The 24,287-nt window shown below is 76.3% G+C and carries 21 protein-coding genes and 1 tRNA gene; 4 read left to right on the top strand and 18 right to left on the bottom strand.

The genetic code is table 11. The annotated features are described in order from the left end of the window. Positions 1-178 precede the first annotated feature (178 nt). From PHK61_RS04530 to eno, 7 genes are all read right to left on the bottom strand, one after another. Positions 179-252: transfer RNA gene (locus PHK61_RS04530), tRNA-Leu, on the bottom strand. A 112-nt stretch (positions 253-364) separates the two neighbouring features. Further along, positions 365-1,147 (bottom strand): uracil-DNA glycosylase, encoded by a 783-nt coding sequence (locus PHK61_RS04525; RefSeq protein WP_420791356.1) that lies wholly within the window; start codon positions 1,145-1,147, stop codon positions 365-367. Then, positions 1,140-1,781 carry a hypothetical protein gene (locus PHK61_RS04520; RefSeq protein WP_274279781.1) on the bottom strand — a complete coding sequence of 214 codons (642 nt, stop codon included), beginning with the start codon at positions 1,779-1,781 and terminating at the stop codon, positions 1,140-1,142. The genes PHK61_RS04525 and PHK61_RS04520 overlap by 8 nt, the downstream gene beginning before the upstream one ends. Positions 1,782-1,785: 4 nt before the next feature. Then, positions 1,786-2,760, bottom strand: a complete 975-nt coding sequence (locus PHK61_RS04515; RefSeq protein WP_274279780.1) for a Ppx/GppA phosphatase family protein — start codon at positions 2,758-2,760, stop codon at positions 1,786-1,788. Positions 2,761-3,158: 398 nt separating this feature from the next. Continuing rightward, positions 3,159-3,677, bottom strand: a complete 519-nt coding sequence (locus PHK61_RS04510) for a DUF501 domain-containing protein (protein WP_274279779.1) — start codon at positions 3,675-3,677, stop codon at positions 3,159-3,161. Continuing rightward, positions 3,674-4,339 carry an FtsB family cell division protein gene (locus tag PHK61_RS04505; RefSeq protein ID WP_274279778.1) on the bottom strand — a complete coding sequence of 222 codons (666 nt, stop codon included), beginning with the start codon at positions 4,337-4,339 and terminating at the stop codon, positions 3,674-3,676. Before PHK61_RS04505 ends, PHK61_RS04510 begins: the two co-directional genes overlap by 4 nt. A gap of 5 nt (positions 4,340-4,344) precedes the next feature. Continuing rightward, the gene (gene eno / locus PHK61_RS04500) at positions 4,345-5,631 is read right to left on the bottom strand and encodes a phosphopyruvate hydratase (RefSeq protein WP_274279777.1); all 1,287 of its coding nucleotides are present in this window, start codon (positions 5,629-5,631) and stop codon (positions 4,345-4,347) included. Between the two features lie 220 nt (positions 5,632-5,851). Here eno and PHK61_RS04495 point away from each other — a divergent pair, with 220 nt between their 5' ends. Next, positions 5,852-6,319 carry a tetratricopeptide repeat protein gene (locus PHK61_RS04495; protein ID WP_274279776.1) on the top strand — a complete coding sequence of 156 codons (468 nt, stop codon included), beginning with the start codon at positions 5,852-5,854 and terminating at the stop codon, positions 6,317-6,319. A 3-nt stretch (positions 6,320-6,322) separates the two neighbouring features. On the opposite strand, the gene PHK61_RS04490 is transcribed toward PHK61_RS04495, so the two are convergent. The 7 genes from PHK61_RS04490 to mfd form a co-directional block, all read right to left on the bottom strand. After that, a complete protein-coding gene (locus PHK61_RS04490; RefSeq protein ID WP_274279775.1) occupies positions 6,323-7,228 on the bottom strand; it encodes a lytic transglycosylase domain-containing protein in 906 nt (301 codons plus the stop codon). Between the two features lie 52 nt (positions 7,229-7,280). Further along, on the bottom strand, positions 7,281-8,522 hold the full coding sequence (efeB, locus tag PHK61_RS04485) for an iron uptake transporter deferrochelatase/peroxidase subunit (protein WP_274279774.1): 1,242 nt from the start codon (positions 8,520-8,522) through the stop codon (positions 7,281-7,283). A gap of 46 nt (positions 8,523-8,568) precedes the next feature. Then, a complete protein-coding gene (gene efeO, locus PHK61_RS04480) occupies positions 8,569-9,744 on the bottom strand; it encodes an iron uptake system protein EfeO (RefSeq protein WP_274279773.1) in 1,176 nt (391 codons plus the stop codon). 77 nt (positions 9,745-9,821) lie between these two features. Further along, entirely contained in the window at positions 9,822-10,673 is an 852-nt protein-coding gene (efeU, locus tag PHK61_RS04475) for an iron uptake transporter permease EfeU (protein WP_274279772.1), read from the bottom strand. Positions 10,674-10,807: 134 nt separating this feature from the next. Continuing rightward, complete coding sequence (locus tag PHK61_RS04470; RefSeq protein WP_274279771.1) at positions 10,808-11,713, bottom strand: nucleoside triphosphate pyrophosphohydrolase; 906 nt, start codon at positions 11,711-11,713, stop codon at positions 10,808-10,810. After that, complete coding sequence (locus PHK61_RS04465) at positions 11,710-12,705, bottom strand: hypothetical protein (protein WP_274279770.1); 996 nt, start codon at positions 12,703-12,705, stop codon at positions 11,710-11,712. Before PHK61_RS04465 ends, PHK61_RS04470 begins: the two co-directional genes overlap by 4 nt. Positions 12,706-12,877: 172 nt before the next feature. Further along, on the bottom strand, positions 12,878-16,579 hold the full coding sequence (gene mfd / locus PHK61_RS04460; protein ID WP_274279769.1) for a transcription-repair coupling factor: 3,702 nt from the start codon (positions 16,577-16,579) through the stop codon (positions 12,878-12,880). Positions 16,580-17,044: 465 nt separating this feature from the next. On the opposite strand from mfd, the gene PHK61_RS04455 reads away from it, so the two are divergent. Together PHK61_RS04455 and PHK61_RS04450 are read left to right on the top strand one after the other, a co-directional pair. Beyond that, on the top strand, positions 17,045-18,319 hold the full coding sequence (locus PHK61_RS04455; RefSeq protein ID WP_274279768.1) for a PQQ-dependent sugar dehydrogenase: 1,275 nt from the start codon (positions 17,045-17,047) through the stop codon (positions 18,317-18,319). Further along, on the top strand, positions 18,316-19,626 hold the full coding sequence (locus PHK61_RS04450; RefSeq protein ID WP_274279767.1) for an endonuclease/exonuclease/phosphatase family protein: 1,311 nt from the start codon (positions 18,316-18,318) through the stop codon (positions 19,624-19,626). The genes PHK61_RS04455 and PHK61_RS04450 overlap by 4 nt, the downstream gene beginning before the upstream one ends. Before the next feature lie 17 nt (positions 19,627-19,643). Here the strand turns inward: PHK61_RS04450 and PHK61_RS04445 are convergent, their stop codons facing one another. Then, positions 19,644-20,132, bottom strand: coding sequence for a hypothetical protein (locus tag PHK61_RS04445; protein WP_274279766.1), 489 nt, complete (start codon positions 20,130-20,132; stop codon positions 19,644-19,646). 273 nt (positions 20,133-20,405) lie between these two features. Further along, complete coding sequence (locus PHK61_RS04440; protein ID WP_274279765.1) at positions 20,406-21,257, bottom strand: RDD family protein; 852 nt, start codon at positions 21,255-21,257, stop codon at positions 20,406-20,408. Between the two features lie 366 nt (positions 21,258-21,623). On the opposite strand from PHK61_RS04440, the gene PHK61_RS04435 reads away from it, so the two are divergent. Continuing rightward, on the top strand, positions 21,624-22,199 hold the full coding sequence (locus PHK61_RS04435; protein ID WP_274279764.1) for a hypothetical protein: 576 nt from the start codon (positions 21,624-21,626) through the stop codon (positions 22,197-22,199). A gap of 8 nt (positions 22,200-22,207) precedes the next feature. Here PHK61_RS04435 and PHK61_RS04430 read toward each other — a convergent pair whose 3' ends face one another. Together PHK61_RS04430 and PHK61_RS04425 are read right to left on the bottom strand one after the other, a co-directional pair. Beyond that, the gene (locus tag PHK61_RS04430; protein ID WP_274279763.1) at positions 22,208-23,320 is read right to left on the bottom strand and encodes an arsenate reductase/protein-tyrosine-phosphatase family protein; all 1,113 of its coding nucleotides are present in this window, start codon (positions 23,318-23,320) and stop codon (positions 22,208-22,210) included. Positions 23,321-23,365: 45 nt separating this feature from the next. Further along, entirely contained in the window at positions 23,366-24,268 is a 903-nt protein-coding gene (locus PHK61_RS04425; RefSeq protein WP_274279762.1) for a 2-dehydropantoate 2-reductase, read from the bottom strand. Positions 24,269-24,287 lie beyond the last annotated feature (19 nt).

Raw genomic sequence — 24,287 nt, 5'->3', positions numbered from 1 at the left:
GGTCCGTCCGGGAGGCCCGAGCGGTCGCGTCCGGTCCCACCCGTCGACACCCCGACCGCTCTTCGCGCGGGCGCTGCGACGGGCGGGTGACGCGGAGCTGTCCCGCGGGCGGGGAGACGGTGACGCCGCGGGATCCTGCAGGGCCGTCCGAGGTGCCGGGCTCCTCACCTGGACGCCGTGCCCCCGGTGGGGTTCGAACCCACACTGCGGCGATTTTAAGTCGCCTGCCTCTGCCGATTGGGCTACAGGGGCTCGGAGTCGCGGCAAGCCGAACCGGCAGCTCGGGCTCCTTCGTCGCCCGACCTGCAGGCCTGCGGCGCCGCGTCCGGTGGTTCCGATCCGTCGAGCCGGAACCGTGGGCAGCCTAGCCGGGGTCGCCTCGTCGGGGGCGCGTTTCGAGACCGGCGGCAGTGGCCGCGGACGCGAGGACGTCCTCGAGCATCGCCGGCGTGAGCCGTCCGGTGAAGGTGTTCTGCTGGCTGACGTGGTAGCAGCCGAACAGCTCGAGCGATGCGGTGTCGGCTCCGGAGACCGGTGACAGCGTCACGTGCGCCGCGTGCCCGAACGCCGGGCGCGGCGTCGGCACCACCCACCCCGGGTGCCCGCTGGCCGGGTCGGGGGTCGCGAGCACGGGCAGCAGCGCCTGCCACCCGAACCCGCCGAGCACGACGACGGCGCGCACGGTGTCGCGCAGCAGCGCGAGCTCCCGGGCGAGCCACGGCCGGCAGCGGTCGCGCTCGGCGGGCGTCGGCTTGTTCGCGGGCGGGGCGCAGCGCACGGGCGCGGTGATCCGGGTGCCGAACAGCTCGAGGCCGTCGCCGATCGCCACCGACGTCGGCTGCGAGGCCAGCCCGACCGCGTGCAGGGCCGCGTAGAGGACGTCGCCGCTGCGGTCGCCGGTGAACATGCGCCCGGTGCGGTTGGCGCCGTGCGCGGCCGGCGCGAGGCCGACGATCAGCAGGCGCGCGTCGGTCGCCCCGAAGCCGGGCACCGGGCGGCCCCAGTAGGTCTGGTCGCGGAAGGCGGCGCGCTTGGTCGCGGCCACCTCCTCGCGCCAGGCGACCAGCCGCGGGCACGCGCGGCACCCGGCGACCGCCGCGTCGAGGGTGGCGAGGTCGGGCGCGAGCGCGGGGTCGGCGTCAGCGATGCCAGGCACCCCAGGCCTCCCGCGCGGCGAGCACCGCCACCACCGCCGACACGGCGGGCGCGGCCACCGAGGGGGCGACCACGGTGCTCGCGAGGAGATCGACCCCGGACGCCGCGACCAGCACCGCGCACAGCGCCACCACCAGCACCGGCGGGGCGGCGGGGCGCACGCGCGGGTCGCGGTCGGCGCCCTCCGCGCGCGAGGCGCGGGCGTCCAGGGCCACGAGCACCGGCAGCGCCACGGCCGCGGCGAGCCCGAGCAGGCCGCCGACCAGGGTCTCCCCCGGGCGGGCCGGCGCCAGGGCGTCGAGCACGGCGTCGACCGCGCTGTACACCGCGAGGATCACGAACGACACCGTCATCGCGCGCACCGCGCGGTGCTCGCGCCGGGCCGGGTCGCCGGCGAACTGCCAGCGCACCGGCAGCGCGGCGCCCAGCGAGATCGCCAGGTGCGCGGCGAACGCGGCCACGCTCGGCAGCGTCGGCCCGTTGCCCAGCAGCCAGGCGGCGACGGCGAGGACGGTGGTGTGCACGACGGTCACCGCCACCAGCGCCCGCACGCGCCGCGCCAGCACCAGCGCCGCGAGCGGCAGCACGCCGGCGGCGCCGGGCGGACCCGCGGGCTGGGCGGTCACGCGCTCACCAGCGAGCGGCGAGCGCCCGCGCGATCCCGTCGAGGATGTCGTGCTCGGAGACGACCAGCTCGGTGACGTCGGTGCGCTCGGCCAGCTCCTCGGCGAGCACCCGCATGACGAGCGACCCGCCGCCGATGACGTCGACCCGGCCCGGGTGCATCGGGCCGAGTGCCGCCCGCTCGTCGCGCGGCATCGCCTCGAGGCGCCGGGCGGTGGCGCGCACATCGTCGAGGCCCAGGCGCGAGAGGTGGATGCGGTCGGCGTCGTAGGTGCGCAGGTCCATCGCCACGGCCGCGAGCGTGGTCGCCGTGCCCGCGACGGCCACCCAGGTCTGGACGTCGGCGACCGCCACCTCGGTGAACGCCGGCGCGAGCGTGGAGCGCGTGAACTCCTCGGCCTCGGCGATCTCGTCGGCGGTCGGCGGGTCGTCGTGCAGGAACTTCTCGGTCAGCCGCACGCAGCCGACGTCGGTGGAGCGGGCCGCGGTGACCTCCGCGTGCACGGCGTCCCAGGTGCCGGTGACGAGCTCGGTCGAGCCGCCCCCGACGTCGGCGACGACGAACGGGCCCTCGTCGGGGTCGAGGTCGGCGACGGCGCCGGCGAACGACAGCCGCGCCTCCTCGTCGCCGGTGATCACGTCGGCGTCGACGCCGATGACCTCGCGGACCGCCCCGAAGAACTCCTCGCGGTTCTCCGCGTCGCGGGTCGCCGACGTCGCGCACACGCGCACCGTGTCCGGGCCGACCGCGACCCCGTGGCGGCGCAGCATCTCCGCGTAGGCGCCCAGGGCCTCGCGCGTGCGGGCCAGCGACTCCGGCGCCAGGCGGCCGGTGGCGTCGACCCCCTGGCCGAGGCGGTTGATGCGCATCTCGCGGTGGACGTCGCGCAACCACGCCGACCCGTCCTCGCGGACCGTCACGTCGGCCACCAGCAGGCGGATCGAGTTGGTCCCGCAGTCGATGGCCGCGACCCGTGGCATGGGCGCTCCCTGCACCAGACGCCTCCCCGGTGGACCGGGCTGGCGTCGACGCTACTGAGGTCTTCCCGACCGCGCCGGGCGCGGGGGTCGGACCGATCGCCGGGCGTCCCCGGCGGGTGGGGCCGCCCGGCGACCGGTCCGTGGGCGCGCGCCCGCCGGGCGGCCGCTCGACGGCGCCGTCCGGCGGGTCACCACCCGGAGCGCGGCGGGCCGTCCGCACCGTCGCGCTGCGCCGGTCGGGGGAACCAGCTCGTCCATCCTGGTCGGCGGGCGGCTCCCGATCAACGCGGGACGGGGGTCGTGACCGGGCCAGGGGGCAGGTCCACCGGTCCGTGGCGCGGACGCCACCGTGCGTGCCCTCCGCGCGGGTGCCCGCGTCGCCGTGTGGGGCAGCCGGGTCAGCCCGAGGGGTCGCCCGGCGCCGGGCTCACGCAGGGGCCGGCGTGCCACCAGTCGTCGAGCCGGTCGAGGGTGTCGTCGCCCGCCGGGTTGACGCCCCGGCCCCGGGCCAGGGTGTGGGCGACGTGTACGTGCAGGCACTTCACCCGCTCGGGCATGCCGCCGGCGCTGACGGCGGTGCCCAGCGGCTCGATCGCGTCGCGCTCGGCCAGGTAGGCCGCGTGCGCCCGCGCGTAGCGGGCCGCGAAGTCGGGGTCGGTGTCGAGCCGTTCGGTCTGCTCGCGCATGAGCCCGTCGGCCTCGAGCGTGCCGATCCGGGACGTCAGCCGGGGGCACGTCGCGTAGTACAGCGTCGGGAACGGCGTGCCGTCCTCGAGCCGGGGTGCGGTCTCGACGACGTCGGGCAGCCCGCACGGGCAGCGGTGCGCGACCCGGCGCAGCCCGCGGGGGCGCCGCCCGATCTGCGCGGCGACGGCGGCGCGGTCGGCGTCCGTCGGGGGGTCGTCCGGTCCGCTCACGGGGTCGTGCCCAGGGTCGTCCGCGCGACGCGGGCGTACCAGGGCAGGTCGGCCTCGGCGGGCGGGAGCCCGGCGCGCGGGTCGGTGTCGCGGGGGGCGCGCGCCCCGGCGTCGCCGGGCAGCTGCACGCGGTACGGGACCTCGCCCGGGCGCGCGTAGCCGAGGCGCTCGCGGGCCAGGGCCTCCACGTGGGCGGGGTCGCGCAGGGCCGCGCGCTCGTCGGTGAGCGTGCGGACGTCACCGGCGAGGCGCTCCTGCTCGGCGGCGACGGCGGCGAGCTCGTGGCGCTGGGTGACGTAGTTGCGCAGCGGCACCGCGACGGTCAGGGCGACCGCGCACACCACGACCGCGAGCACCGCGGCGCGCCGCGCGGTGGAGAGCCCGAGGGCGCCCCCGGTGGCCTGGGCGGCGCGCCGGGCGCGCGCCGCGGCGGCCGCCGTGCCGGAGGGCACGCGCAGCGGGCGGCGGCGCACGACCCGCTGCGGGTCGCGGCGGGGCCCCTGCCGGGCCCGGGTGCGCCCGCGGGTCGGGGACGACCCGCCCGTCGTCCGCTTGGCCGGTGCCCCGTCGCGCCCGCCGCGCCGACCGCGCCCACGCGAGGCACCCGTCCGACCGGTGGAGCGGTCGGCGGGGCCGTCGGGGGTACCGCGGTCGGCGGGCACGCGGCTCAGGCGTCCGGGTCGAAGCGCGGGAAGGCCAGGTCGCCGGCGTAGCGCGCGGCGTCGCCGAGGGCCTCCTCGATGCGCAGGAGCTGGTTGTACTTCGCGACGCGCTCGGAGCGGGCCGTCGCGCCGGTCTTGATCTGCCCGCAGTTGGTGGCGACGGCGAGGTCGGCGATCGTGGTGTCCTCGGTCTCGCCGGAGCGGTGGCTCATCATGCAGCGGTAGCCGTACTGCTGGGCGAGGCTGACCGCGTCGAGGGTCTCCGAGAGCGTCCCGATCTGGTTGACCTTCACCAGCAGGGCGTTGGCGGCGCGGCGCTCGATGCCCTCCTCGAGGCGCTCGATGTTGGTGACGAACAGGTCGTCCCCGACGATCTGGATGCGGTCGCCGATGTCGCCGGTGAGCTTGGTCCAGCCCTCCCAGTCGTTCTCGGAGAGCGGGTCCTCGATGCTGACCAGCGGGTACGCGTCGAGCAGCTCGCCGTAGTAGGAGCTCATCTGCGCGGCGCTGCGGGTCTCGCCCTCGAAGGTGTAGACGCCGTTCGAGAAGAACTCGCTGGCGGCCACGTCGAGGGCCAGCACGATGTCACGGCCCGGCGTGTACCCGGCGTCGCGGACCGCGGCGAGGATGAGGTCGAGCGCCTCGCGGTTGTTCGGCAGCGAGGGCGCGAAGCCGCCCTCGTCGCCCAGGCCCGTCGACAGACCCTGCTTCTTGAGCACCTTCTTCAGCGCCTGGTAGACCTCCGCGCCCCAGCGCAGGGCCTCGCGGAAGGACTCGGCGCCGATCGGCGCGATCATGAACTCCTGGATGTCGACGCCCGAGTCGGCGTGGGCGCCGCCGTTGAGGATGTTCATCATCGGCACCGGCAGCACGTGCGCGTTGGGGCCGCCGACGTAGCGGAAGAGGTCGAGCTCGGCGGACTCCGCGGCGGCCCGCGCGACCGCGAGGGACACGCCCAGCAGGGCGTTGGCGCCCAGGCGGGACTTGTCCGGCGTGCCGTCGAGGTCGATGAGCTTCTGGTCGACGACGCGCTGCTCGGCGGCGTCGATGCCGACCAGCCCGGGGCCGATCTCGTCGAGGACGCCGGCCACCGCCCGCTCGACGCCCTTGCCGAGGTAGCGGGAGTCGTCGCCGTCGCGCAGCTCGACCGCCTCGTGCTCGCCGGTGGACGCCCCGGAGGGCACCGCCGCGCGGGTCAGCGTGCCGTCGTCGAGCGCCACCTCGACCTCGACCGTGGGGGTGCCCCGCGAATCGAGGATCTCCCGTGCGCCGACCTGCTCGATGACCGCCACGGACCATGCCTCCGAATGCTGGATCGCCTCGCCGCGCCCCGGGGCACGGCACGTCGCCCGCATCGTAGACGCCGCTGCTGGCCCGCTCGGGGAGGCACGCACGGAGGCGGGTGAGGAGGCGGGCGGGGAGACGGGCGGGGAGACGGGGCGCGGAGCCCGACCCGTCGCCGGGGACCGGGAGCCCTCGCGTGGTTCCGTGAGTCCGCCTACGGTGGCAGGGATGTCCGCCGCGCAGCCCGAACCCGCCGAATCGGACGTCCCCGGGGCAGGGGCCGGGACACGAAGCGAAGCGGAGCTGGACCCCTGGGGTTCCGTGGCGGCGTTCCGCCGCGCCGAGGACCTGCTCGAACGCCGCCGCCCACTCGACGCGCTCCGGGCCCTCGCGCCGCTGCTCGAGACCGAGCAGGCCGCGGCGTCGGTGCACCTGCTCGCCGCGCGGGCCTACCTCGCGTCCGCGCAGTTCCGGCGGGCCGAGGAGGGGTTCCTGCGCGTGCTGGAGCTCGACCCGTCGGACCACTACGCGCGCTTCGCGCTGGGCCGCACGCTGCAGCGCCAGAGCCGGCTCGTCGAGGCGCGCACGCAGCTGCGGATGGCCGCGGCGATGGACCCGCGCCCGGAGTACCAGGAGGCCCTGGGCGAGGTCAGGGCGAACATCGCGGTGCGCTCCGACCTCACCGGCGGCGCCTGAGCGCTACCCCTGGCTGGCGCGCGCGTACTGGTCGGCGGCGGCGTAGACGCGGCGGCCGTACTCGTCGGAGTTGTTGTACGACAGCACCGCCGAGCGCCAGCCCGGGCCGGTGGCGAGGTCGCGGCCGTTCGCGCAGAGGTAGCGCCCGGCCGCGAGCGCGGCGTCGTCGATGTTGTTCGGGTCGGCGACGCCGTCGCCGTTGCCGTCGGATCGCCACTTCGCCCACGTCGACGGGATGAACTGCAGCGGGCCGACGGCGCGGTCGAGCACCCGGTCGCCGTCGAGGACACCGCCGTCGCTGTCGCCGATGGTGCGGTTGCCGCCGGTGCCGTCGAGGGGGACGCCGATGATGCGCGGGGTGACGTCGCCGTTGCCGGCGATCGCGGCCCCGCGGTAGCGGCCGTGGTTGGACTCGATGCGCGCGAGGCCGGCGATCGTGACCCACGACAGGTTGCAGTCGGGCTGCTCGCGCTTCACGGCCTGGTCGGCGACGCCGTAGGCCTGCAGCGCGCGGGCGGGGACGTCGGCGCGGCTCGCGATGCCCTCCGACCAGTCGGCCAGCGACGTCCGCTGCCCCGCGCCGGCGGCGGGCGCGCCCCCGAGCGACGGCACGGCCAGCGCGCCGGGCTGCGCGACCGTGCCGAGCTGCACCGGCGCGGGCTCGACCTCGAGCGCCGGGATCTCCTCAGCGCCCGCGTCGTCGCGCCCGAACTCGCCCTGGCGGCTGACGAGCACGACGGTCGCGACGACCGCCAGGAGCAGGACGAGCACGAGCCCCAGGCGCCCGAGCACCGCGAGACGACGGCGCGGCGCAGGCGTGTCGCCCTCGCCGCCGCTGCGCACCGTCGACCGGCGCGAGACCGGCACGCGATCGCGGGAACCCGGCTCGGGGTCGGTCGGCGCGCTCATCGCGCTGGAGATTACGCGGCAGTAGACAGCGCCCTCGGCTGACCCGGGTGGCTCAGCCCTCCAGGACCGTTCGGCCCCAATACGCGCCGTCCCCGAGCCCCGGCGGGACCGCGAACACGGCCGACCCGGTGTGGTCGATGTACTCCATCATCTTGTCGAAGCGCGCCAGCTGGCTCTGCATCGGCACGAACTGGCGGTGCGGGTCGCGCATGAACGCGACGAAGAACAGGCCCGCGTTCAGGTGCCCCAGCCCGTCCGAGCCGTCGACGAAGTTGTAGCCGCGGCGCAGGATCTTCGCGCCGCCGTTGTTCTGCGCCGACGCGAGGCGGATGTGCGCGTCGGGCCCGATCGGCGAGTCCGGCGCCAGGTTCGGGAGGTCGAACTCCTGCGCCTGCCCGATCGGCGCGCCCTCGCCCTTGGTGCGCCCGGTCAGCGACTCCTGCTCGGCGAGCGACGTGCGGTCCCAGGTCTCGACGTGCATCCGGATCCGGCGCGCCACGAGGTAGGTGCCGCCCACCATCCAGGACGGCCCCTGCGGCGGCGGCACCCAGACGTGCTCGTCGAGCAGCGCGCCCTCCTCGGCCTTGAGGTTGTTGGTGCCGTCCTTGAAGCCGAACAGGTTGCGGTGGGTCTGCTGCGCGGTCGACGTCGACGACGTGCGCCCGAACCCGAGCTGCGACCAGCGCACCGAGGTCGTGCCGAAGCCCGTGCGCACGAGGTTGCGCACGGCGTGCACGGCGACCTGCGGGTCGTTCGCGCACGCCTGCAGGCACAGGTCGCCCCCGGACAGGGCCGGGTCGAGCTGGTCCTGCTGGAACGGCGGCAGGTCGGCGAGCTCGGGCGGGCGCGGGATGCCGAGCTTGTCGAGCAGGCTGCCGCCGATGCCGAACGTGATCGTCAGCGCGGCCGCGGGCAGGCCCAGCGCCTCGCCCGTGTCGCTGGGCGGTGCCTCGGGGTTGCGGTTCACCGCGCCGCCGGGCGCCGCCTCGGCGCCCGCGGTCATCCGCTCGGCGGCCGTCGTCCAGCGCTGCAGGAGGCTGATCACCGCCCGGCGGTCGGTCGTCGTCAGGTCCAGGGCGACGAAGTGCAGCCGGTCCTGGGCCGGGGTGACGATCCCCGCCTGGTACGGGCCGCGGAACGGGACCACGCCGCCCGACGGGTCGGGCGGGGCGTCCGACGCCGACTCCCCGGCCGCGAAGCCGGCGACCGCGCCGGCCCCGGCCAGGGCGGCCCCGGCGCCGGTCCATCCGAGGAGCCGACGCCGGGAGACACCACGGAGTCCGGAACGGGTCATGCCACCACTCTCACGTCACGTCCACGGGCCGCGGTCCCGCGGCGCGTCACGCGGTGACCAGGCCCGCGACCTGGCTGACCGGCTCGCCGAGGGCGTCGATGGCCTGGGTCATGCGCTGCTTGTCCTGCTCGGTCAGCTGGGTGTACAGCACGAAGCCGTCGCCCGAGCGGTACTGCTCGAGGAGCGCGTCGACGTCGGCGAAGCGCTGGTCGAGCGTCGGACCCAGCGCCGGGTCGCGCTGGTCGATCGCCGGGCGCAGCGCGGCGACCGCCGCCTGCGAGCCGTCGACGTTGGCACGGAAGTCCCACAAGTCGGTGTGCGAGTAGCGGTCCTCCTCGCCGGTGATCTTCCCGGTGGCGACCTCGTCGAGCAGCTCCTTGGCGCCGTTCGCCAGCTGCACCGGGGTCAGCGCCACGGTGGCCGCGCGAGCCTGCAGGTCGCGCAGGTCGGCCATCAGCTGGTCGCCCATCGCGGCCGAGTCGGGCTGCAGGCCGGTGACCCACAGGTCCTTCTCCAGGCGGTGGTAGCCGGTCCACGCCACGCCCGGATCGCGCTCGTCGTCCTCGCGGCCGTCGACGCGCGGGTCGATGTCGCCGAACGACTCCGCGACCGGCTCGACGCGCTCCCAGTAGGTGCGCGAGACGGGGAAGAGCGCCTTGGCCTGCTCGACGTTGCCGGCCTTGATCGCGTCGACGAACTCCTGGGTGCGCGCGATGCCGGCCTCGATCTGCGAGTTCGTGTAGCGCTGGTAGCCCGCGACGGCGGAGGCGAGCACCGCGTCCTGCGAGGTCGACCCCGCCGTGTTGCCGGTGACGGTGAACGGCGCGCGGATGCCGTCGCCGACCATCCCGGGCTTGCACGCGGTCGTGTACTGCCCGCCCTGGGGCACCTCGACGATCAGCTGGCGCGACAGGCCGGGGCCGATGTTCTCGACCTCGCCGATGATCCGGTCACCGGTGCCGGACACGTAGAACTCGGTGATCTTGGTGCCGCTGTTCTGCACGGCGAACGCGATGTTGCCCGCGGGAGCCTCGGTCGCCGAGACCTCGCAGGCGGTGTCGGAGGCCTGGACCTGGATGGGCCCGCCCTGACCGCCCTGTCCCGGAGGCGGGGGTGCGGTGCTCGTGCACGCGGCGAGCGCGAGCATCGCCAGGGCCGCTCCCATGACGACGGTCGAGCTCCGCTTCGCTCCGTCTCCGGCGGCGAGGATCCTGCGGGACATCTGTTTCTTCCAGGGGGCACACCGGAGCACGCCCGGCGTCGTTCGGATCTCGGGGGGACCGTCGGGGGACGGTGGTGTCAGGCCCTCGTGTCGGCCGTGTCGGTGGAGCCGCCGGGCGCCGGCGCCTCCCGGCGTCGCGGCGTGCGCAGGAACAACGTCAGCACGATCCCGACGTAGAGGACCCACACGACGGCCTCGAGGACCGTGGTCTGCGGGGAGAAGTTGAAGATCCCCTTGAGCAGCGTGCCGTACCAGGAGTCCGCGGGGACGGCGGCGCTGACGTCGAAGGCGAGCGTGTACAGGCCGGGCAGGATGCCGGCCTCCTGCAGGTCGTGGACGCCGTAGGCGAGGATGCCCGCCGCGACGAACACCAGCAGCACCCCGGTGACGGTGAAGAACGTGCCGAGGTTCAGCGTCACCGCGCCGCGGTAGATCAGGTACGCGAGCACGACGGCCACCGCGATGCCGAGGAGGAAGCCGATCAGCGGGCCCGTCGTCTCCCCCGCCGCCTGGGCCGCCGCGAAGAAGAACACCGCCGTCTCGAGGCCCTCGCGCCCGACCGCCAGCGCGGCCATGACCACGACCGCGACGGAGCCCATCGCGATCGCCTTCTCCAGGCCGCCCTCGAGCTCGGCGGCGATGGTGCGCCCGACGCGGCGCATCCAGAAGATCATCCAGGTGACGAAGCCGACCGCGATGATCGACAGCGATCCGCCGAGCGCCTCCTGGGCCTCGAACGTCAGCGCCTGCTGGCTCAGCGTCAGGGCGAGGGTGACGCCGACGCTGATCGCGATCGCCACGCCGACGCCGAGCCAGACCTTCGGCAGCTCGCGCCGCCGGTCGGTGCGGACCAGGAACGCCACGAGGATGCTGACGACGAGGGAGGCCTCCAGACCCTCGCGCAGCCCGATCAGGGCGTTCCCCAGCATGGCGTCCTCTCGGCCCTGCTCAGGTGACCCTCACCTGACGTGAGGTGAGGCTAGCCTGGCTGCGCCGGACGAGGGAAGACGGCGACGGACTGGTCACACAAGGTGACCGAATTGTCCGTTTCCTGACCCGGACGTCACGTCGGCCAGTACCGGCGCCATCCGTCGTCGTCGAGCGCCGCCGGGTCGTCGCCCGCGGCGCGGGCCGCCGCCTCGGCCCCGCGCACCCGCCGCGCGAGCTCGGCCGCGGCCGCCCGGAGGTGCCCCTCGGGGTCGGCGTGCCCCGCGGCGGCCGCGTACAACGGGTCCTCCGACGCGCCGGCGAGGAGATCGTCGGGCACCCCGGCGCGCCGCGACCGCGAGAGGTACTTCGCGACGAGCGCGGCGGCCGGCTGGGCCTGCGCGACGCCGTCGAGCGCCGAGTCGCGGCGCTTCTCGACCGCCTTGAGCTCCTCCCAGCGGACCTGCTGCTCGCCGGGGGACATCACGGCTCCCGTGATCGTCCCGCCGTCGCCGAAGACGTGCGGGTGGCGGCTCACGAGCTTGGCCACCAGCTCGCCCGCGACGGCGTCGATGCCGAACGGGTCGGCGGCGTCCTCCTCGGCGATCCGCGCGTGGAAGAGCACCTGCAGCAGGACGTCGCCGAGCTCCTCGCGCACCGCGACCCGGTCGTCGTCGGCGACGGCGTCGTAGAGCTCGTAGGTCTCCTCGACGAGGTAGCGCAGCAGCGAGGCGGGCGTCTGCGCGGCGTCCCAGGGGCAGCCGCCGGGCGAGCGCAGGCGGTCCATGACCCGCACGGCCTCGAGCAGCTCCGCGCCGGCCGGTGCGCCCGCCTCGCCGGGGACGAGCTCGACGACGGTGCCGTCGCCCTCCGGCGCCTCGGGGTCGACCGCGCCCAGGTCGCGTGCGAAGGCCGCGGCGACGTCGGCGGGGAGGTCGGGGTGCAGCCGGACCTGGTCGGCGGCCGCGACCGTGCGGACCGCCGCGGCGGGCAGGGCCGCGCCGAGCCGGGGGTCGACGGTGACGATCTCCCGGTCGCTCACGGGGCCGGGGTGCGCACCGGCGTGACGACGCCGACCGCCCCCGCGTCCTCGACCACGTCGAGCTGCGTCGGGTCCCACGCCCCGTAGCGCGGGCTGACCGTCACCCCGAGCTCGAGCGCGAGCGGCTGGAGCTGGCGCAGGCCGAAGCCGAACATGGTGTCGTCGTCGACCGCCGCGGCCGGAGTGACGCCCGGGGCCGGCGGGGCGTCGAGGATCCGCTCGCGCACGTGGATCACCGACCACGGGCCCTGTGCCGGGTCCTGGCCGCGGGCCTGGGAGGACCCGCCCGGCGTGATCGTCACGGTGCCGGCGGGCAGCCCGAACAGCAGCGACGACGCCGACGACCGCAGGCCCGCACCCTGGTCCTGGCCCGGGCGCAGCGTCAGCCCCGCGGCGCCGGGGCCCTGGCCGCCCTGCGCGCCGAACAGCTGCGGGGCGCGCGACGGGTCGGCGGCCACCTGCCGCGCGAGCGCCTCGGCGGACGCCCGGTCCGGCGCGGTGGCGTAGTCGATGGTGACCTGCAGGCGGTCGAAGACGCGCCGGCCGATGTCGCCGGCGGCGAGCTGGTCGGCGACGAGCCCGCGGATCGTGGCCGGGTCGAACCCGCTGCCCGCCGCGGCGGCCTCGGCTCCGCCGGCCCGGGCCAGCGCGGCGTCGACCCGCTGCGGGGCCACGACGATCCCGTCGCGGCGCGACTGCTCGGCGATCAGCTCGTGCAGCACGCGGACGGTCACGAGGCGCCGCGACTCCTGCGCGAGCAGCTGCGGCGGGATCGGCGCGCCCGGGGCGACGCCCTGCTGCGCGGCCTGCTGGTCGACCGCGATCCGCAGGTCGGGCACCGCGGTCCGCAGGTTGTCCTGGATCTCCGAGATCGGGATGACCGTGGTCCCGACGATCGCGGCCGCGCCGGCGCGGTCGGGCCCCGTCCCGCATCCGGCGAGGACGAGGAGAGCCACGACGATCGAGGCGACCAGCGCAGACAGGCGACGCACGCCGTCACCTTCTCACCCGCCCGGTCGCGCCCCTCACGCCGCCCGGCTGATCGGCGTCGGGGGGTGGGCACCGGACGCGCCGCTCGCCGATCGCGGTGATCAGGGGCGACGCCACGCACCCCGCGGGGGTCCCGAGGGGCGTGGTGACGCCCCTGATCACCGGGGAGGTGCGTCAGGTCGCCGCGGCCGCCGGCTCCGGGAAGAGCTGCCCGAAGAGCTGCTCGCACCAGGCCAGCAGCGCGAGGTCGCGCAGCGGCGCCGCGCCCATGCGCACGGGGCCCCGGGATCCCGACGAGGCGTCGGCGCCCTCGACGGGCCGGGGCAGGGACAGGGTGCGCGAGGCCGCCTTGTACTGCGCGCGCGGGTGCAGGCGTCGCAGGCGCATCTGCATCGACTCGGGCAGCTCGACCGGCGCGAACCGGATCATGTTGCCCTGGCCCGCGACCTCGGCGATCCCGTGGCGCCGGCACGCCTGCCGGAACGCGGCCACGGCGAGCAGGTTACCGACCGGGGTCGGCGGCTCGCCGTAGCGGTCGACGAGCTCCTCGCGCACCGCGTCGAGCGCGGCGGCGTCGCCCGCCTCGGCGATCTTGCGGTAGACGTCGAGGCGGAGGCGCTCGGTGTCGACGTAGTCGTGCGGCACGTGGGCGTCGATGGGCAGGTCGACGCGGACCTCGGCCAACGGCTCGTCGTCGGCCCCGCCGGCCCCCGCGTGCGCCTTGAACGCCTCGACGGCCTCGCCCACGAGGCGCACGTAGAGGTCGAAGCCCACGCCCGCGATGTGGCCGGACTGCTCGGCGCCGAGGATGTTGCCCGCACCCCGGATCTCGAGGTCCTTCATCGCCACGGCCGTGCCCGCGCCGAGCTCGGAGTGCTGGGCGACGGTGGCGAGGCGGTCGTGCGCGGTCTCGGTGAGCGGCTGGTCGGCGGGGTAGAGGAAGTACGCGTAGCCCCGCTCGCGGCCCCGGCCCACGCGTCCGCGCAGCTGGTGGAGCTGCGAGAGCCCGAGGGTGTCGGCGCGCTCGACGATCAGCGTGTTGGCGTTGGAGATGTCCAGGCCGTTCTCGACGATCGTCGTGCACACGAGCACGTCGTGCTCGCGCTCCCAGAACTCGTTGACCGTGCGCTCGAGGCGCTCCTCGGCCATCTGCCCGTGCGCGGTGGCGATGCGCGCCTCGGGCACGAGGCGGCGCAGCTTCGCGGCCGCGTCGTCGATCGACTGCACGCGGTTGTGGATGTAGAAGACCTGCCCGTCGCGCAGCAGCTCGCGCCGGATCGCGGCGGCGACCTGCTTCTCCTCGTGGGCGCCGACGTAGGTCAGCGTCGGGTGCCGCTCCTCGGGCGGGGTGAGGATCGTCGACATCTCGCGGATGCCGGCGAGGCTCATCTCGAGCGTGCGCGGGATCGGCGTCGCCGACATCGACAGCATGTCGACGTGGGCCCGCAGGCCGGTGATGTGCTCCTTGTGCTCGACGCCGAAGCGCTGCTCCTCGTCGATGACCACCAGCCCGAGGTCCTTCCACGCCACCCCGGTCTGCAGCAGCCGGTGGGTGCCGACGACGACGTCGACGCTGCCGTCGGCGAGGCCGCGGAGGATCCCGTCGACCTCCTTGGCCGGCGTGAACCGCGAGAGCCCCTTCACCGTGATCGGGAAGTTGTGCATGCGGTCGGTGAACGTCTGCAGGTGCTGCTGGGCGAGCAGCGTCGTGGGGACGAGGACCGCGACCTGCTTGCCGTCCTGCACGGCCTTGAACGCCGCACGCACCGCGATCTCGGTCTTGCCGTAGCCGACGTCGCCGGAGATGACGCGGTCCATCGGGACCGGCTTCTCCATGTCGGCCTTGACCTCGTCGATCGCCGACGCCTGGTCGGGCGTCTCGGTGTACGGGAACGCGTCCTCCATCTCCCGCTGCCACGGGGTGTCCTGGGCGAACGCGTGCCCGGGCGCCGACTGGCGCGCGGCGTAGAGCTGCACCAGCGAGGCCGCGATGTCGCGGACGGCCTTGCGCGCCTTCGACTTGGTCTTCGACCAGTCCGACCCGCCGAGCTTGTTCAGCGTCGGCAGCTCGCCGCCGACGTAGCGGCTGACCTGGTCGAGCTGGTCGGTGGGCACGAACAGCCGGTCCGAGGCCTGGCCGCGCTTGCTCGACGAGTACTCGAGCACCAGGTACTCGCGGGTCGTCGCCGCTTTGCCGGTGCCCGTGGTGCGCTGGGTCATCTCGATGAACTTGCCGATCCCGTGCTGCGCGTGGACGACGAAGTCGCCGGGCTGCAGCGTCAGCGGGTCGACGGCGTTGCGCCGCTTCACCGGCGCGCGCTTGACCGTGCCCTCGGTGCCCGGGCGGGTGCCGGTGAGGTCGGCCTCGGTGACGATCACCAACGAGGTGGACCCCGCGGTGACGCCGTCGGCGAGCGACCCGCGCGTGATCGTCACGACGCCTGCCTCCGGCGCGGCGAGCAGGCCCTCGTCGGCGAGCTGCACGGGCACCTCGTGCTCGCGCAGCTGCTCGGCGGCGCGCTGGGCGGTGCCCGCGGCGGGCACGACGAGCACCCCGGTGCCGCCGGCCGCGGCCAGGGCGCGCAGGTCGGCGGCGGCGCGCGGGATGTCGCCGCGGTAGGCCTCGACCGCCGTGAACCCGGGGCGCAGCACGCGGGCCCCCCTATCGGCGTGCTCCCCTAGATGGGTGTGCGAGTCGTCCTCGACGTCGGGGTCGGTGGCGAGGCTCGAGAGCGTCCACCAGGGACGGCCGGCCTTGGCCGCGACGGCGCGCACGTCGCCGAGGTCGCGGTACGCCGACGCCCCCAGGTCGATCGGCGCGCTGCCAGGACCTCCATCTCGGCTGCCGACGCCGTCCGCGGCGGCGAGCCACGACGCCTCGAGGAACTCCCGGCCGGTGCGCACGAGGTCGGCGGCGCGGGTGAGCACGCGCTCGGGGTGGCAGACGAGCACGTGCCCGCCGGTTGGCAGCAGCTCGGGCAGCAGCGCGAGCTCGGGTGTCTCGCCACTGTCCTCGTCCCCGGCGCCGAGCAGGGCCGGGATCAGCGACTCCATGCCCTCGGACGGGATGCCCTCGGCGACGCGGCTCAGCAGCTCGCCCAGCGCCTTGTCACCGGTGTGCTCCACGGCGAGCTCGGCGGCCCGGGCGCGCACGGCCTCGGTGAGCAGCAGCTCGCGGCACGGCGGTGCCACGACCTCGGCCGGGCGCGAGTCGGGGCCGTCGCCGGGCAGGGAGCGCTGGTCGGCGACGGAGAAGCAGCGCAGCTCGGAGACCTCGTCGCCCCAGAACTCCACGCGCACCGGCGCGACGGCCGTCGGCGGGAAGAGGTCGACGATGCCGCCGCGCACCGCGAACTCGCCGCGCTTCTCGACCATCTCCACGCGGGCGTACGCGAGGTCGACCAGGCGGGCGGTGAGCGCCTCGAGCTCGTACTCGGTGCCCTCGGCGAGGCGCACCGGCTCGAGGTCGCCGAGCCCGGGCACGACGGGCTGGATGAGGCTGCGCGTCGCCGCCACCACGGCGCGCAGCGGGACGTCCGGGGTGTCGTCGGCCTCGGGGTGGGCCAGGCGGCGGAACACCGTGACCCGGCGCCCGACCGTGTCGGCGCGGGGGGAGAGGCGCTCGTGGGGCAGCGTCTCCCAGCTCGGCAGGTGGGCGACGGCGTCGGCGCCGAGCAGCTCGCCGACCGCGCCCGCCAGCTCCTCGGCCTCGCGCTCGGTGGCCGTGACCACGAGCAGCGGGACGCCGGCGCCGCCCGCGTCCTCGCTCGCGGCCAGCGCGCTCGCGACGAACGGGCGCAGGCCCGTCGGCCCCTCGACCGCCGCGTCGCGTCCGGCGGCGGCGGCGACCTCCCGCAGGCCCGGGTCGGCGAGCACGGAGGGCAGCAGGGGCGCCAGGGGCCCGGGGCGCGAGGCGGTGGGAGCGGGAGCGGGGGCAGCGAGCGACGCAGCGGGCGACAACGCGGAGGGACCCTTCGACGGACCGTCGGGGCGCGACCTCGTGGACGTCGCGCGGGGGATGTCTCCAGGGTACGTGCGCACCCCGACAGCGGGCTCGCGGCTCCGTCACCGGACGCCCGCCCGATCACCGCGGAGATCTCCGGGAGGGTGGACGGGGGCGCCGGTGGCGGACCGCCGGCACCCCCGGGCCCCGCGACGTCCGTGCGTGCCCCCCGGTCCATCCGCACGGGCTCCTCGGCGCCGCGGAAAAAGTACCGTGCGGTCCGTTCAGCGACAACACCCGGTCCGGAGCCGGACCACCGGGCGCGGATCCCTGCAGAACGGGCGATCGCGACGAGGGCCCCACGAAGATCGGACAGCGCACGCGGCATCATCGTCCGCGTGACCCCGAGCCGATCACGCCCGGCGCGCGCGCACTCGACACTGATCGGGGCCCTCTCCGCGCTCCTGGCCCTGGCCCTCACCGCGTGCGGCGAGGGCACCGAGCAGACCTCCGCCGCACCCGGCAGCGGCGGGGGCGCGGGCGCCGCCGCTCCGGCGCCGACCACCACCGCTCCCACCGGCACCGCCCTGCGCGTCGAGACCGTCGCGGGCGGCTTCGCCAACCCCTGGGACGTCGCGTTCGTCGGCGGCGACCGCCTGCTCGTGACCCAGCGGGACGGGTCGTTGACGCTGGTCACGGGACTCGGACCTGGTGCCCGCGAGACCCCCGTCGCCGCCGACCTCCAGGACGTCTACGCCCGCGGCGAGGGTGGGCTCATGGGGATCGCGGCCGCCCCCGACGTCGAGACCTCCGGCGCGTTCGTCACCTGCCAGACCCACCAGGAGGACGGCCGGCCGGTCGACGTCCGGGTGGTGTCGTGGCGTCTGTCCCCCGACGGCACCCGCGCCGAGCGGGTGCGCGACCCGCTGGTCGGCGGACTGCCGATCAACCCGTCCGGGCGCCACTCCGGCTGCCGGCCGACCTACGCCCCCGACGGCATGCTGCTCGTCGGCACCGGCGACACGGCGCGCGCGACCATCCCGCAGGACCGCAACTCGCTCGGCGGCAAGGTGCTGCGGGTCGACCCGGCCACCGGCGGCCCGGCCCCGGGCAACCCGTTCGCCGAGTCGGGCAGCGCGGCCGAGCGCCTGATCTCGGGGTACGGCCACCGCAACGTCCAGGCCGTCGCGATCCATCCCGGCACCGGCCGCGCGTGGAGCGCCGAGCACGGCCCCGACATCGACGACGAGGTCAACGTCGTGGTCCCGGGCTCGAACTACGGGTGGGACCCGGCGCAGGGCGGCGAGTCGCCCGGCGGGTACGACGAGGACGTGCCGATGACCGACCTGCGGCGCTACCCCGACGCCGTCCCCGCGGCCTGGAGCTCGGGCGACCCCACCGAGGCCATCAGCGGCGCCGCGTTCCTCGACGGCCCGGCGTGGGGCGACATGGCCGGGATGCTCGCGGTCTCGGCGCAGAAGGGCGAGAAGCTCCTCTTCATGCGCCCCGGCCAGGGCGCGGACGAGAACCGGATCGTCGAGGTCACGGCGCCGGCGGAGCTCGACGGCGAGTTCGGGCGCCTGCGCGGCGCGCGCCTGGGGCCCGACGGCGCCCTCTACCTCACCACCGACAACGGGTCGGACGACGCGATCCTGCGCGTGACCCGCGGGTGACCGACCGGCCCGGGCCGGAGCGGTACACGCCCGGCGGGTACACGCCCGGCGGGTACCGCCCGAGCCCGCCGGGCGCCCCGGGCGGGCGGCCTGTCCCGCCGGGCCGGCCCGCCCCGCCGCACCGCCCGGGTCCGCCGGGTCCGGGCCGGCCGCCGGACGGTCGGTCCGGCCCGCCCACCCGGCACCTGCCCCCGCCCGGGGCCGGCACCGCCGCCCCGATCGCGCCCGCGCCCGGGCCCGGCGGGCCGACCGAGGCGATGCCGCGCCACGACCCGCCCCGTCGCCCGGCCCGCCCCCCGCGGGGGCGGTCGCTCCGCGGACGCCTGCCCGCCCCGGGCGCGGGCGCGATCGGGGCGGCGGTGGTGCTCGGGCTGCCCGCCGCGGTCGTGACGTTCTCCGACCTGCTCGGCATCGACGACCGCACGCCGTTCGTCCAGACGATCGCGTTCCGGCCCCAGCTCGCGACCGGGCTGGTGGTGCTCGGCGTGCTCGTGCTCCTGCTCTCGCGGCGCGCCTGGCCGACGGCGCTGGCCCTCGGCCTCGTCGGCGTCCTGGGGCTGGGCATGGTGCTGCCGCGCGCGGTCGGCTCGTCGGAGGCGGGGGCCTCCGGGGGCCCGGAGCTGACCGTCCTGACCGCCAGCGCCTACCTCAGCCGCGCCGACCCTGGCGCGCTCGCCTCGCTGATCAGCAGCCGCACCCCCGACGTGGTGGTGCTGCCCGAGGCCCGCGGCACGCTGCGCGACCGCCTGCAACAGGCGCTCGTCGACGAGTCGGGCGGCGAGGCGGGCCAGAGCGGCTACCGCGTGTTCGCCGCCGACGCCCGGGGCGACGACAGCCCGATGACCGTGTTCGTCCGCCGCAGCGTGGGGCGGCCCACCGCGACGCCGAACCGCGACACCGAGTTCCCGTCGCTCATCGTCGACATCCCGGACGTCGACGGGCAGGCCGTGCGGGTGGTCGCCACGCACCCCCAGTCACCCCGGCCCGGCGACACCAACGCCTGGCGGCGCGACATCGCGGCCCTGTCGCGCTGGTGCACCGGGGACCGCCCGACGGTCGTCGCCGGCGACCTCAACGCCACCCTCGACCACGCCGAGCTGCGCGCGGCCACCGAGGGCTGCACGGACGCGGCGAGCGACGTGGGCGAGGGCCTCGTGGGCACCTGGCCGTCGGCGGCGCCGCGGCTGCTCGGCGTCCAGATCGACCACGTGCTCGTCTCCGGGGGGCCGCGGGCCCGGCAGGTCGACGTCGTCGACGTGCCGGGCAGCGACCACCGCGGCGTCCTCGCCCGGATCGGGCTGGGCTGATCCCGGGAGCCGGCTGGCTAGCGGCCCGGACCGACCCCGGCGCCAGGGCGGCGGACTACCGGGTCCACCCGCCGCTGGGCCGGCATGCCCGGGGCGTGCACGTCCTCCAGGCCGCGCCGCCAGGCCTCGTCGAGCGCGCTGCGGGCGCCCTCGCGGACCGAGCGCAGCATGTCGTGCATCGACACGGCCAGCGGCCGCGGCACCAGCGGCGAGTCGGCCAGCCGCGTCAGCGGCTCCAGGCGGGCGACGGCGTCCTGGAAGAGCGCCGCGGCGGCGACCGGCCCGTCGGGCGGCTGCGCCACGATCCGGTCCCCCAGCGACGTCTGCCACTGCCGCACCCGCTCCGCGAACGCCGTGGACAGCCTCTCGAGCAGCCGCGCCTCCACGTAGGAGCCGAACCCGCCGCGGACCGGGCCGAGGCCCTCGGTCGCGGGGTCCTCACCCCGGCGGAAGGCCTCCAGCCAGGTGACCCACGCGGCGTAACCCCCGCGCGCCGGTGCGCTCATCTCCGGGCCCCCTGGTCGGGCAGGAATGCTGTCGTGCTCACAGTCGAACCGCCTTCTGCACGTGCCGGCCGGGCCGGTCGTGTCGTCCGATCGTCGGACGCCGCGCGGCGTCCGGGTACGGCCCGGTAGTCGCTCGGCGGTCAGACTCCGTTTCGCCGAACGGCCAGAAGAGTTCAGGTTCGCTCGTGCGGCCCAGTCCGCGGTCACGGACGAGTGACGACGACCGCACGTTCCGTGCGGTCACCGACGTGCTTGTCCGGCGCGCGAAATCCGTCAGGCGCGGACGACGAGGGTCTTCGCCGCCATGTCACCGACGCGCTGGTGGCGGGCCGAGGTCGACATGACGATGAGGCCCACGATGCCCGCGAAGAGCCCGTCGACGACGAACAGCAGCCAGCGCACGACGCACTGCCCGAGCGACGGGACGCCGCCGTCCTCCTCGCGGACGATCCGCAGGTTCAGCCAGCCCATGCCCGGCGTCTGGCCCTGGTGGGTCGACGGCCAGTAGGCGTAGACGAAGAAGCCGCCGCCGAGCGAGACCAGGAGCATGACGACGTAGCCGATCCCGATGATCGTGACGGCGGTCTCGGGGTTGCTCGACGCGGTGGCGCTCCCGATGCCGATCACGACGAACAGCAGGACGAGGGAGGGCACGGCCGTCAGCAGCGCGTCCAGGATGTACTGCCCGACCCGCGAGCCGACGACGTCGGTCGGGTCGCCCGCGCCCATCGGCGCGCCGTAGCCGGGCTGGCCGTAGGGCTGGCCGTACTGCTGCTGGCCGTACTGCTGCTGGCCGTACTGCTGCTGGCCGTAGCCGGGCTGCCCCGGGGGCGGCACGTAGGCCGGCTGCTGGCCGGGCTGCTGGCCGTAGCCGGGCTGCTGGCCGTAGCCGGGCTGCTGGCCGTAGCCGGGCTGTTGCCCGTACCCCGGCTGCCCGTAGCCCGGCTGCCCGGAACCCGTGTCCGGCTGCGCGAAGGGCTGGCCGTGGCCCGGCTGGCCCGGCTGGCCGTACCCGGGCTGCTGCTGGCTCTGCGGGCCCTGCTCGCCGAAGCCGGACTGCTGCTGATAGCCACCCGGCGCCGAGCCGAAACCTGACTGCTGCTGGTATCCGCCGGGGTTGCTCACGCTGCGTTCTCCCGAAGTCGACGACGAGGGCGTTCCGCTCCCCGATGGCTGCACACCGTAGTGCTCGACCGGCGCGGAGAGGTGGTCCGCACGATCGTCGGGCTCCCGCCATCCGACCGTGGACCGCGGCACTGCGCCCATCGCGCAGGAGCATGCCACCGAGCGGTCACGCAGGGCACGACCGGGCGGCTGCTCGGGGGATCTCGTCGCCCACTCGGTGCGACGACCCTGCTCACTCTCCGCGGTCGCGTGGGGATCACCCCTTTGCTCACCGGGCCTCGCCCGGCCGGAGCATGACACCCGGGGGACCTCGCGCGTTGGGTGTAGGTCAGGTCACGACACAGCAACGACCGGGAGGAGGTCACCATGGCCATCCCGCCCCGCCCCGCCACGACGAGCGCCCCGACGCCGTCGTCCGCGGTCGCCGCCGTGCCCGCCCCGCGGTCCGCACGGACCCTGTCCGCCGCGCCGCCGGCGACGCCCACGGCGCCCGGCGCCGCCCTGGTGGACGCGCCCGGCGGCGACCTCGCCGGCCTCGCGTGGATCGTCCGCGAGGTCACCCACGTCCCCGGTGTCCTGCGCCTGCGCGCGGGGCGGCTGAGCTTCGAGTCCACGCGCGGTGTGCTCTTCGACGGGACGCCCGCCGAGCTCGCCCTCGAGACCCCGCGCTCCTCGCGCGCCGGCCTGCGGGTCACGGCGGGCGGCGAACGGCTCCGGCTCCACGTCGTGCGCCCCGCCGGCGGCGTCGCCCCGTGCGACGACCTCGTCGAGCGGGCCGCGCACGGCCGGCCGATCAGCTCCGGGGGCATGGACTCCTGGAGCGTGTGGCGCCCGCTGCTCGCCCCCGACCCGGTCGCGGGCGCGCGATCCGGGGCGCGGGTGCGCCGGGCGCTCGCCTTCACGCGGCACGCGCCCCGCACCGAGGGGCCCCTCCCCGGCTGACCGGCGTGTCACCGTCCCGCGCGGGGCACCGACGGTGCCCGCTCCGGGAGCTCGCTCCCGTCGTCGTCCCGGCGGTGGCGCCGGTGGTGACCGTGGCCGGCGCCGGCCTCGGCCTGCTCCCGCGGCACGGCGTCGGGCTCGAGCCCGTCGCGCTCGTCGGGGGTGGGCGGCGACAGCGGGTCGGCCGTGATCGACGGCCGGCGCGCGGCGGCCTGCGCGGGGAGCGGTGGCGTCCCGGGTGCGACGCCCGCCGGCGGACCGCCGGGCCCGTTCGGCGGCGGGCCGAACGCCAGGGGCGCGCCGGGCGGCGGTCCCTGCGGTGGCATCGGCGGGAAGGGCGCACCGGGCGGCCCCCCGACGGGCACGGGCCCGCGCGGCGGAGCGGGCGGGCCGGCGGGACCGGGTGGGCCGGGACGGACCCCGAGCGGCGGTCCGCCCGGCGCACCCGGGGGCGCGCCGGGGGGTCCGGGCGGCGGGCCGGGCCGGCGCGGCGCGCGCGCGGGCCACGGCACCGCGGCGCCGATCGCGTCGACCAGGGGCCGGATCGCCGCGTGCATCCGCCGGGCGGCCTCCACGTGGTCGGCGACCTCGCCCCGCACCGGGTCGGGGATGGCGTCGTCCTCGGCCTCGACCGGCGCGCCCTGTCCCCGCTCGGCGAGGGCCGCGGCGACGAGGGCGTGCGCGCGGTCCCGCGGGTCGGCGGGCAGGGCGGCGTGGTCGACACCCTCGAGCAGGCGGGCGAACTCGGGCATCGTGAACGTGCTGCGCAGCGCGCGCGGCTCGAGCTCGAGCACCGCCGAGCGGTGGGAACGGCTGACGGTGAGCACGAGGTCGGCGAGCTCGACGTCGCGCGCGGGCAGCTGGCGGGCGCGGAACGCGGCCACGTCGGGGTGCGTGGCGAGCGGGCCGAGCTGCGCGCGGGAGAGCGGGTGCATCTCGGCGCCCACCACCGCGCCGGTGCCGCCGCTGGCGACGTCGAACCACGAGGCCCACCGCGGGCCCAGCCGCATCTCGAGCAGCGCGCGGGCGTGGAAGCGGGCGAACGGCGAACGGCAGATGTTCCCGGTGCAGACGAACAGGAGCCGGAAACGCCGCGGCGCCCCGTTTCCCCGACCGTTCATACGGCCGATCGTCGCAGTCGAGGGCCGACTCCGCGAGCTGTCACCTCACCCGACCTGCCCGTTCGTGGCGCGCACGCCGCGCAGGAGGGCGAGGACGGCACTGTTCAGCGGGGTGGCGACGCCGGCCCGGCGCCCCGCCGCCACCACCGCGCCCGTCAGGTACTCGTGCTCGAGGGGGCGCCCGGCGAGGCGGTCGTAGAGCATCGAGGTGCCCTGCCCCGGCGGCATCCGGTCGTACAGCGCGACGAGCCCGTCGACGTCCTCGTCACCCAGGTCGGCGCCCACCGCGCGCCCGACCGTCATCACCTCCCGCGACAGGTCGACGACCAGTTCCCGCGTCGCGGGCTCGGCGAGCACGACGTTGCGGCGCCCGGTGAGGGCGGTGATCGGGTTGGCGACGGCGTTGCTCAGCAGCTTGCGCCACAGCTCGGTGGTGAAGTCGTCGACGGCCACGACCTCGAGCCCGCCGGCCCCCGCCGGGCCGTAGAGCGCCGCGAGTCCCCGGGCCGCCTCGCCGGCCGGGACCGTGAGCCGGGCGAAACCGTGGTGGACGATGCGCCCGGGCGCGACCGCCTCCGCCCCGATCCGCACCGAGGCCGGCAGCACCGTCGCGGCCGGGTCGACGAGGCCGTCGACCCGCTCGGCGTGATCGATGCCGTTCTGGGCCACCACGACCACGCCGTCCGGGCGTGACAGGGCCCCGAGCCATCCCGCCGCCGACGCCGTGTCCTGCGCCTTCGTGGCGAGCACGACCCAGTCGGCCGGGGCGACCGCGGCCGGGTCGGTGGCGATCGCGGCGGGCACCGCGCGCGTCACACCGTCGGTGGTCACCGTGAGGACGTCGAACGGCGTGCGCACGCACACCGTGACGTCGTGGCCGCGGTCGGCGGCCAGGGCCGCCAGGACACCGCCGATCGCTCCGGCACCCACCACCGCGACACGTGCCACGACGGCCGATTCTGCCCCG

The sequence above is a fragment of the Actinomycetospora lutea genome (genome assembly GCF_028737205.1).
Classification (GTDB): domain Bacteria; phylum Actinomycetota; class Actinomycetes; order Mycobacteriales; family Pseudonocardiaceae; genus Actinomycetospora; species Actinomycetospora lutea.
The sequence above is the reverse complement of the archived record's forward strand: the minus strand, read 5'-3'. Positions and strand labels throughout refer to the sequence as shown.

What these genes read in the sequence shown, in the direction of transcription:
- efeU (WP_274279772.1), bottom strand. Translation starts at nt 10,673, where the DNA reads ATGCTGGGGAACGCCCTGATCGGGCTGCGCGAGGGTCTGGAGGCCTCC.
- efeB (WP_274279774.1), bottom strand. Translation starts at nt 8,522, where the DNA reads ATGACCCGTTCCGGACTCCGTGGTGTCTCCCGGCGTCGGCTCCTCGGA.
- PHK61_RS04495 (WP_274279776.1), top strand. Translation starts at nt 5,852, where the DNA reads ATGTCCGCCGCGCAGCCCGAACCCGCCGAATCGGACGTCCCCGGGGCA.
- PHK61_RS04430 (WP_274279763.1), bottom strand. Translation starts at nt 23,320, where the DNA reads ATGAACGGTCGGGGAAACGGGGCGCCGCGGCGTTTCCGGCTCCTGTTC.
- PHK61_RS04515 (WP_274279780.1), bottom strand. Translation starts at nt 2,760, where the DNA reads ATGCCACGGGTCGCGGCCATCGACTGCGGGACCAACTCGATCCGCCTG.
- PHK61_RS04445 (WP_274279766.1), bottom strand. Translation starts at nt 20,132, where the DNA reads ATGAGCGCACCGGCGCGCGGGGGTTACGCCGCGTGGGTCACCTGGCTG.
- PHK61_RS04490 (WP_274279775.1), bottom strand. Translation starts at nt 7,228, where the DNA reads ATGAGCGCGCCGACCGACCCCGAGCCGGGTTCCCGCGATCGCGTGCCG.
- efeO (WP_274279773.1), bottom strand. Translation starts at nt 9,744, where the DNA reads ATGTCCCGCAGGATCCTCGCCGCCGGAGACGGAGCGAAGCGGAGCTCG.
- PHK61_RS04435 (WP_274279764.1), top strand. Translation starts at nt 21,624, where the DNA reads ATGGCCATCCCGCCCCGCCCCGCCACGACGAGCGCCCCGACGCCGTCG.